The following is a 976-nucleotide window of genomic DNA, read 5'->3' as shown; positions in this document are numbered from 1 at the left end:
ATGAAGAGTGCGTTGATTACGGGTATCACGGGGCAGGATGGCCTGTATCTGTCCGAGTTGTTGCATGCCAAGGGTTACAAGGTGTTCGGGTTGGTGCGGGGGCAGAACAATCCGAAGCGGGCTCTGTTGGAGAAGTCGCATCCGTTCGTCGAGATCTTGTCGGGGAATCTGTTGGATCTGTCGTCGTTGATGCGGGCGTTCAGTGCTGCGCAGCCTGATGAGGTTTACAACTTGGGTGCGGTGTCGTTCGTGGCGTATTCGTGGGAGAACGCGCGGTTGACCACTGATGTGACCGGTGGTGGTGTGCTGAATGTGTTGGAGGCGTTGAGGTTCTATCAGGACCTGTCCGGTAAGCGGGTGCGGTTCTATCAGGCGTCGAGTAGTGAGATGTTCGGCAAGGTGCAGCAGGTTCCGCAGCGTGAGGAGACGTTGTTGTGGCCGCGGTCGCCGTACGGTGTGGCGAAGGTGTACGGGCATTACATGACGATCAATTACCGGGAGTCGTACGGGTTGCATGCGTCGTCGGGGATTTTGTTCAATCACGAGTCGCCGCGGCGTGGGCCGGAGTTCGTGACTCGGAAGGTCTCGCAGGCTGTGGCTCGTATCTCGTTGGGGCTACAGGACAAGATCGCTCTGGGCAACCTCGATGCGAAGCGGGACTGGGGTTTTGCTGGTGACTACGTCGAGGCGATGTGGTTGATGCTGCAGCAGGACGAGGCCGATGACTATGTGATTTCCACGGGTGAGACGCATTCGATCCGGGAGTTGCTCGATATCGCGTTCGCTGAGGTGGGGATCGATGATTGGTCGGAGAAGGTGTTCATCGATCCGGCGTTCATGCGGCCGGCGGAGGTGGATCTGTTGATCGGTGACTCCTCGAAGGCGCACGACAGGTTGGGGTGGAAGCCGAAGGTCGGTTTCACGGAGTTAGTGCAGATGATGGTCCGCAACGACCTCGACGAACTACGAACGGACC

1 protein-coding gene is annotated in these 976 nt (G+C 58.3%); it reads left to right on the top strand.

Features of this window, described 5'->3' with window-relative positions; genetic code table 11:
- Nucleotides 1-976, top strand: a 976-nt coding sequence (locus CH302_RS08905; protein WP_141216613.1) for a GDP-mannose 4,6-dehydratase, incomplete at both ends; no start/stop codon positions are given.

This window comes from Rhodococcus sp. 15-2388-1-1a, from assembly GCF_002259145.1.
Lineage (GTDB): Bacteria > Actinomycetota > Actinomycetes > Mycobacteriales > Mycobacteriaceae > Rhodococcoides.
Note: the sequence above shows the minus strand (reverse complement) of the source record. Positions and strands in the feature narration are given on the sequence as shown.